5 protein-coding genes and 1 pseudogene are annotated in these 7032 nt (G+C 72.3%); 5 read left to right on the top strand and 1 reads right to left on the bottom strand.

Annotated features, from left to right (window positions below):
• Positions 1 to 315: pseudogene (locus PROKR_RS13065) on the top strand (GNAT family N-acetyltransferase); the annotation flags it as partial.
• A gap of 9 nt (positions 316 to 324) precedes the next feature.
• Here the strand turns inward: PROKR_RS13065 and PROKR_RS13060 are convergent.
• Complete coding sequence (locus PROKR_RS13060) at positions 325 to 918, bottom strand: hypothetical protein (protein WP_036963823.1); 594 nt, start codon at positions 916 to 918, stop codon at positions 325 to 327.
• Between the two features lie 180 nt (positions 919 to 1098).
• Between PROKR_RS13060 and hflX the strand changes: the two genes are divergently transcribed.
• The 4 genes from hflX to PROKR_RS13040 all read left to right on the top strand — a co-directional run bounded on the left by hflX (position 1099) and on the right by PROKR_RS13040 (position 6972).
• Complete coding sequence (gene hflX / locus PROKR_RS13055) at positions 1099 to 2640, top strand: GTPase HflX (RefSeq protein ID WP_036963820.1); 1542 nt, start codon at positions 1099 to 1101, stop codon at positions 2638 to 2640.
• 156 nt (positions 2641 to 2796) lie between these two features.
• A complete protein-coding gene (locus tag PROKR_RS13050; RefSeq protein ID WP_084800424.1) occupies positions 2797 to 3813 on the top strand; it encodes a LacI family DNA-binding transcriptional regulator in 1017 nt (338 codons plus the stop codon).
• A 71-nt stretch (positions 3814 to 3884) separates the two neighbouring features.
• Entirely contained in the window at positions 3885 to 5540 is a 1656-nt protein-coding gene (locus tag PROKR_RS13045; RefSeq protein ID WP_036963815.1) for a glycoside hydrolase family 13 protein, read from the top strand.
• Between the two features lie 58 nt (positions 5541 to 5598).
• Positions 5599 to 6972 (top strand): ABC transporter substrate-binding protein, encoded by a 1374-nt coding sequence (locus PROKR_RS13040; protein ID WP_036963813.1) that lies wholly within the window; start codon positions 5599 to 5601, stop codon positions 6970 to 6972.
• Positions 6973 to 7032: the final 60 nt, after the last annotated feature.

Genomic DNA, 7032 nt, shown 5'->3' with positions numbered 1-7032 from the left:
GGCAGCCAGGTCCCGTGGGCGGGCCGGCACGAGGACAAGGACGACGCCGGGGTCTGGGCGGTGACGTGCTTCGCCGTCCGCGCGGGCCTGCGCAAGCAGGGCCTGATGTACCCGCTGGCGGCCGCCGCCGTGGCGCACGCGCGCGAGCGCGGCGCCCGGGTCGTCGAGGGCTATCCGATCGCCCCCGAACCCGGGCAGGACATCTCGTGGGGCGAGGTCAACGTGGGCACCCCCGGGCCGTTCGCCGGGGCGGGCCTCGTGGAGGTCAGCCGCCCGACCAAGCGCCGCCGCGTGATGCGCCTCGACCTCGGCTGAGCCGCCGCCTCACTCCCACGGCTCGTACCTCGTGTACGCCGCGTACCGGTCGGCGCCGAGACCTACCGCCGTGGACCACCGGCGGACCCACTCGTCGACGTCCCGGATCCCGGCCGGCTCCCGGAGCGTGGCCAGGTAGGACTCGTGGGTGGCGACGACGTCCCGGCCCAGCCCGCGCTCCCGGACCTCGCCGACGAGGCGCTCGCGCAGGTCCGCGGTGGCCGCCCGGTCGTCGAGCAGGACGCTGTGCGCGATGCCGACGAGGTCGTCGTCCGCCAGCCCGGCCACGCCCGTCCGCACGATCTCGGGCGGGCGGACCACCGGCCGCGGCGGCGGTGTCAGGAGCATCGCCGCGCGCCAGTCGTAGTCCGGGTCCCGCAGATGGTCCCGCAGCGCGGGCACCACCATGTCGACCGGGCACGAGCGGTGCTCCAGCGGCAGCATCCGCCGCAGGCGGCTCACCACCGAGCCGCTGGACCGTCTGGCCCGGGCGGTCACGGTGCGCTCGTCCGCCCCGTCGCGCACCTGGGCCACGATCCTCGCGGTCTCCTCGTCGGTCCACGGGCGGCCCGTCCGGTCGGGTCCCTCTTGCGCTTCGTGCATGGTCGTACCGTCCCCTGCGTGCCGTGGTGGTGTCGTCCGTCAAGTCTGGCAGCGGCCGCCGTCGGCGGGCCCTGGTTATCCACAGGCGAGGAACCTGCGGCGGAAAGACATGGCCGCGGGACTTTCGGGCGTGGGATCCTTGTTCTACGAGAGCAGGAACCATCGAGAGTTAGGTAGTACATGACCCACACCCCGACAGAGCCCGAGCTCCCCGCAGAGGAGACGCCCGAACTCCGCGCGGCCCAGGCAGATGCCCAGGCGATCGCGAACGATGTCGTGGCACGGGTTCTCGCTCGGGCGGGGACCGCACGTGCCGACGGCGGGACGGTCCACACCGTGGCCGACGGCGACCAGCTGGACCTTGAGGAGCGCACCGCGCTGCGCCGCGTGGCCGGCCTGTCGACCGAGCTCGAGGACGTCACCGAGGTCGAGTACCGGCAGCTGCGCCTCGAGAAGGTGGTGCTCGTCGGCCTGTTCTCGGGCGGCGAGCACGCGGCACGAGACGCCGAGATCTCGCTGCGCGAGCTCGCGGCGCTGGCCGAGACGGCCGGCTCCCAGGTGCTGGACGGCCTGCTGCAGCGACGGCAGAAGCCCGACCCCGGCACGTACCTCGGCTCCGGCAAGGCGCTGGAGCTGGCGCAGGTCGTGCTCGCGACCGGCGCGGACACCGTGATCGTCGACAGCGAGCTCGCCCCGTCCCAGCGCCGTGCGCTGGAGGACGTGGTCAAGGTCAAGGTCGTCGACCGCACCGCGCTGATCCTGGACATCTTCGCCCAGCACGCCAAGTCCCGTGAGGGCAAGGCCCAGGTCGAGCTCGCGCAGCTCGAGTACCTCCTGCCGCGCCTGCGCGGCTGGGGCGAGTCGATGTCCCGCCAGGCGGGTGGCCAGGTGGGCGGCGCGGGCGCCGGCATGGGCTCGCGCGGTCCCGGTGAGACCAAGATCGAGCTGGACCGGCGGCGCATCCGCGACCGGATGGCCAAGCTGCGGCGTGAGATCGCCGCGATGAAGCCGGCCCGTGAGACCAAGCGGCTGAGCCGCAAGCGCAACGCGATCCCCGCGGTGGCGATCGCCGGCTACACCAACGCCGGCAAGTCGTCCCTGCTGAACGCGCTGACCGGGGCGGGCGTGCTCGTCCAGAACGCGCTGTTCGCCACGCTGGACCCGACGGTCCGGCGCACCCGGACCGAGGACGGCCGCGTCTACACGTTCACCGACACCGTCGGATTCGTGCGGCACCTGCCGCACCAGCTGGTGGAGGCGTTCCGGTCCACGCTGGAGGAGGTCGGCGACGCCGACATCCTGCTGCACGTGGTCGACGCGTCTCACCCGGATCCCGAGGGACAGATCGCGGCGGTCCGCGAGGTGCTGTCCGAGATCCCGGCGTTCGAGGACGTCCACGAGATCGTGGTGCTGAACAAGGCCGACGTCGCCGACCCGACGGTCGTCGGCCGCATCCAGCGGCGCGAGCGGCACACCGCCGTCGTCTCCGCGCACTCCGGCGAGGGCATCGCCGAGCTGCGCGCGCGGATCGCGGCGGAGCTGCCCCGACCGGGCGTCCAGGTCGACCTGGTGGTCCCGTACGACCGGGGCGACCTGGTGCACCGCGTGCACGAGCACGGTGACATCGAGCTCACCGAGCACGTGGCCGCCGGCACGCACCTGCGCGGGCGCGTGGACGAGCAGCTCGCCACCGAGCTGCGTCAGGTCGCCGTCGCGCACTGACCGACCGCACGGCTCCGCACCACCAGTCAGACGCTCAGGCCACGAAGGTGACCTGGGCGTCTGACTCGTCTCCAGCCCTGTCGGGTTACGCAAGCGACTTGCAGGGCCCTGCAACCCCTGCAAGCGATTTGCGTTCGGCGTGGCTAGGATCGATCCATGTCGAGACGGCTTGCCGATGTGGCGAAGAAGGTAGGCGTGAGCGAGGCGACGGTCAGTCGCGTGCTCAACGGGAAGCCCGGCGTGTCCCAGGGCACCCGGGACGCGGTGCTCACCGCCCTGGACGTGCTGGGCTACGAGCGGCCCACCAAGCTGCGCGGCAGCCGCGGCAAGCTGGTGGGGCTGGTGCTGCCCGAGCTCGTGAACCCGATCTTCCCGGCGTTCGCCGAGGTGATCGGCGGGGCGCTGGCCCAGCAGGGGTTCACCCCCGTGCTGTGCACCCGGACGGCCGGCGGTGTGACCGAGGCCGAGTACATCGACCTGCTCCTGGCCCAGCAGGTCTCAGGGGTGATCTTCGCGGGCGGTTTCTACGCCGAGCGCGAGGCCGACCACGCCCACTACCGGCGGCTGGAGGACCTGGGCCTGCCCGTGGTGCTGATGAACGCCTCCATCGAGGACCTCGCGTTCCCGCGCGTGGCCTGCGACGACCTCGTGGCCATGGAGCAGGCCATGGGCCACGTCACGTCCCTGGGGCACCAGCGGGTCGGCCTGCTGCTCGGCCCGGCCGACCACATGCCGTCGGAGCGCAAGCTCGCGGCCGCCCAGCGGTTCGCGCAGCGGCACGACCTGGAGCTCGACCCCGCGCTGGTGGTGCACTCGCAGTACTCCCTGGAGAGCGGTCAGGCGGCGGCGAACCGCCTGGTCGAGGCCGGCGCGACGGCCATCGTGTGCGCCAGCGACCCGCTGGCCCTCGGCGCCATCCGCGCGGTGCGCCGGGCCGGGCTGTCCTGCCCCGCGGACGTGTCCGTCGTGGGCTTCGACGACTCCGCGCTGATGAACTCCACCGACCCCGCGCTGACCACGGTGCGGCAGCCGATCGAGCCCATGGGCCGCGCCGCCGTCGACCTGCTGGCCGCGCTGATCGGCGGCAGCGACGTCGCGCGCGACGAGCTGCTCTTCGAGCCCGAGCTCGTGGTGCGCGCCTCGACCGCCATGGCGAAGGTGGTCGCCCGCTGACCTGTCACGATTTCATCAAGTAGCTGTCGAGTTCTTGCGCGGTCGTTGTCATGTGATTTACGGTTCACGACATGACGACGACGTCCGACGCGACCCTCGAGCCGCGCCCCGCAGACGAGTGGTGGCGCAGCGCCGTGATCTACCAGATCTATCCCCGCAGCTTCGCGGACGGGAACGGCGACGGCACCGGTGACCTCGCCGGCGTCCGCTCCCGCCTGGGCTACCTGCGTGACCTCGGTGTCGACGCGATCTGGTACACGCCCTGGTACGCCTCGCCCCTGGCGGACGGCGGCTACGACGTGCGGGACTACCGCACGATCGACCCGGCGTTCGGCACCCTGGCGGACGCCGAGGCGCTGATCGCCGAGGCCCGCGAGCTGGGCATCCGCACCATCGTCGACGTGGTGCCCAACCACATCTCCTCGGAGCACGAGTGGTTCCGGGCGGCGCTCGCGGCCGGGCCGGGCTCGCCGGAGCGCGAGCGTTTCTGGTTCCAGGACGGCAAGGGCCCCGACGGTGACCAGATGCCCACCGGCTGGGTCTCCAGCTTCCAGGGCGACACCTGGACGCGGACCACGAACCCGGACGGCACGCCCGGCCAGTGGTACCTGCACCTGTTCACCCCGGAGCAGCCGGACGTGAACTGGAACCACCCCGACGTGCGGCAGGAGCACGAGGACGTGCTGCGGTTCTGGTTCGACCGCGGCGCGGCCGGTATCCGCATCGACTCGGCTGCGCTGATCATCAAGGACCCGGCGCTGCCCGAGGTGCCCGCGACGCCCGGCCCGGGGGAGCACCCGCACCTGGACCGCGACGAGATCCACGACGTCTACCGCGGTTGGCGCCGCGTGGCCGATGACTACGCGGAGCCACGCGTACTGGTGGGCGAGGTGTGGCTGGCGGATCACGAGCGGTTCGCCCAGTACCTGCGGCCCGACGAGATGCACACCGCGTTCAACTTCGACTTCATGGCGCGCCCCTGGGACGCCAAGGAGCTGCGCGAGTCGATCCGCACCACGCTGGAGGCGCACGCGCCCGTCGGCGCCCCGGCCACCTGGGTGCTCTCCAACCACGACGTCACCCGGCCCGTGACCCGGTACGGCCGCGAGGACTCCTCGTTCGACTTCGCGGCCAAGCGGTTCGGCACGCCGTCCGACCTGGATCTCGGCACCCGCCGGGCGCGCGCCGCGGCGCTGCTGACCGGCGCGCTGCCGGGCGCCCTGTACGTCTACCAGGGTGACGAGCTCGGTCTGCCCGAGGCGGACGTGCCGCGCGAGCTCATCCAGGACCCGATGCACTTCCGCTCCGAGGGCGTGGACCCCGGCCGCGACGGCTGCCGAGTGCCGCTGCCATGGGCGCGCACCGGCACCAGCCTGGGCTTCGGACCCGACGACGGCGCCGCGCCCTGGCTGCCCCAGCCGGCCGACTGGGCGGAGCGCTCGGTGCAGGCGCAGGACGGCGACCCGGAGTCGATGCTCAGCCTGTACCGCACGGCTCTGCACCTGCGGCGCGAGCTGACGGCCCTGCACGCCGAGGAGCTGACCTGGCTCGACCTCGGCGGCGACGACGTCCTCGCCTTCGCTCGCGGCGCCGGCTTCGCCTGCGTCGTCAACCTCGGGACGACCCCCGTCCCCCTGCCCGCCGGGGCCGCCGTGCTCCTGGCGAGCGGCCCCGTCGACGGTGCCGTCGGCCCGGACATCGCTGTCTGGCTCGGCCTGCCGTCCTGATCACCTGCAGCTTTCCCCCAGACGTGCCGTCCCGGCGGCACACGACCAAGGAGTGACAATGAAGTCAGCAAACAAGCGCGCGGCGTTCGCCCTGGTGGGTGTCCTGTCGCTCGCGGGGACCCTCACGGCCTGCGGTTCGTCGACCGACGCGGCCGACGAGCCCGAAGGACCCGTGACCATCGAGGTCTCGATCGACGCCGGCCTCGAGCAGGCCGCCATCGACGCCTTCGACGAGCGCATCGCGCAGTTCGAGGAGGCCAACCCGGACATCCAGGTGGAGACCAAGGAGTTCACCTGGTCCGGCACGACCTTCGCCGCCGAGCTCGCGGGCGGCACACTGCCCGACGTGTTCCCGATCCCGTTCACCGACGGCCGGGCGCTGATCGAGCGCGGGCAGATCGCCGACGTCAGCGAGCTGGTGGCCGAGCTGCCGTACGCCGACCAGTTCAACCCGACGATCGCCGCCGCGGGCCAGGACGCCGAGGGCAACATGTGGGCCGTCCCGATCGCCGCCTACAACCAGGGCCTGCACTACAACCGGGCGCTCTTCGAGGAGGCCGGCCTCGACCCGGACAACCCGCCGGCCACCTGGGACGAGGTGCGCGAGGCCGCCAAGGCGATCTCCGACAAGACCGGCCAGGCGGGCTACGCCCACATGACGCAGAGCAACACCGGCGGCTGGATCCTCACCACCGAGACCTACGCCCTCGGCGGCCGCATGACCGAGGGCGAGGGCGAGGAGACCACCGCGACCGTCGACAACGACGCCACGGTCGCCGCGCTGGAGATGCTGAAGGAGATGCGCTGGGAGGACAACTCCATGGGGTCGTCCTTCCTGTACGACTGGGGCACCATCAACCAGGACTTCGCCGCCGGCAAGATCGGCATGTACGTCTCGGGCGGCGCCAACTACCCCAACCTGTTCACGCAGAACCAGATGAACCCCGACGAGTACGGCGTCACCGTGCTGCCCCTGGAGGGCGACGACGCCGGCACGCTCGGCGGCGGCACGCTGGCCGCGGTGAGCTCTGCGGCGTCCGAGGCCGAGCAGGCCGCGGCCGTGAAGTGGATCGACTTCTACTACATCTCCAAGCTGACCGACCAGGACGCCGCCGTGGCCGAGGCCGAGGTCGCCGCCGAGACCGACCAGCCCGTCGGCGCCCCGGCCCTGCCCATCTTCGACCAGGCGACCTACGAGGAGCAGCAGAGCTGGATCAAGGACCTCGTCAACGTCCCGCTGGAGAACTTCGCGCCGATGACGGACCAGATGTTCGACCAGCCCGTCATCCCCGAGCCCGCCGTCGCGACCCAGGACGTCTACGCGGCGCTCGACCCGGTGGTCCAGGCTGTGCTGACGGACGAGAACGCGGACATCGACGCGCTCCTCGCCGACGCCCAGACCCAGGTCCAGGGACTGCTCGACCGCAGCTGACCCTGGGATGACGACACTGTCCAGCCCGCTCCGGGCGACGACGGCGGACGCCCCGCCGTC

It is taken from the genome of Promicromonospora kroppenstedtii DSM 19349 (genome assembly GCF_000515355.1).
Taxonomy (GTDB): Bacteria; Actinomycetota; Actinomycetes; order Actinomycetales; family Cellulomonadaceae; genus Promicromonospora; species Promicromonospora kroppenstedtii.
The sequence above is the reverse complement of the archived record's forward strand: the minus strand, read 5'-3'. Positions and strand labels throughout refer to the sequence as shown.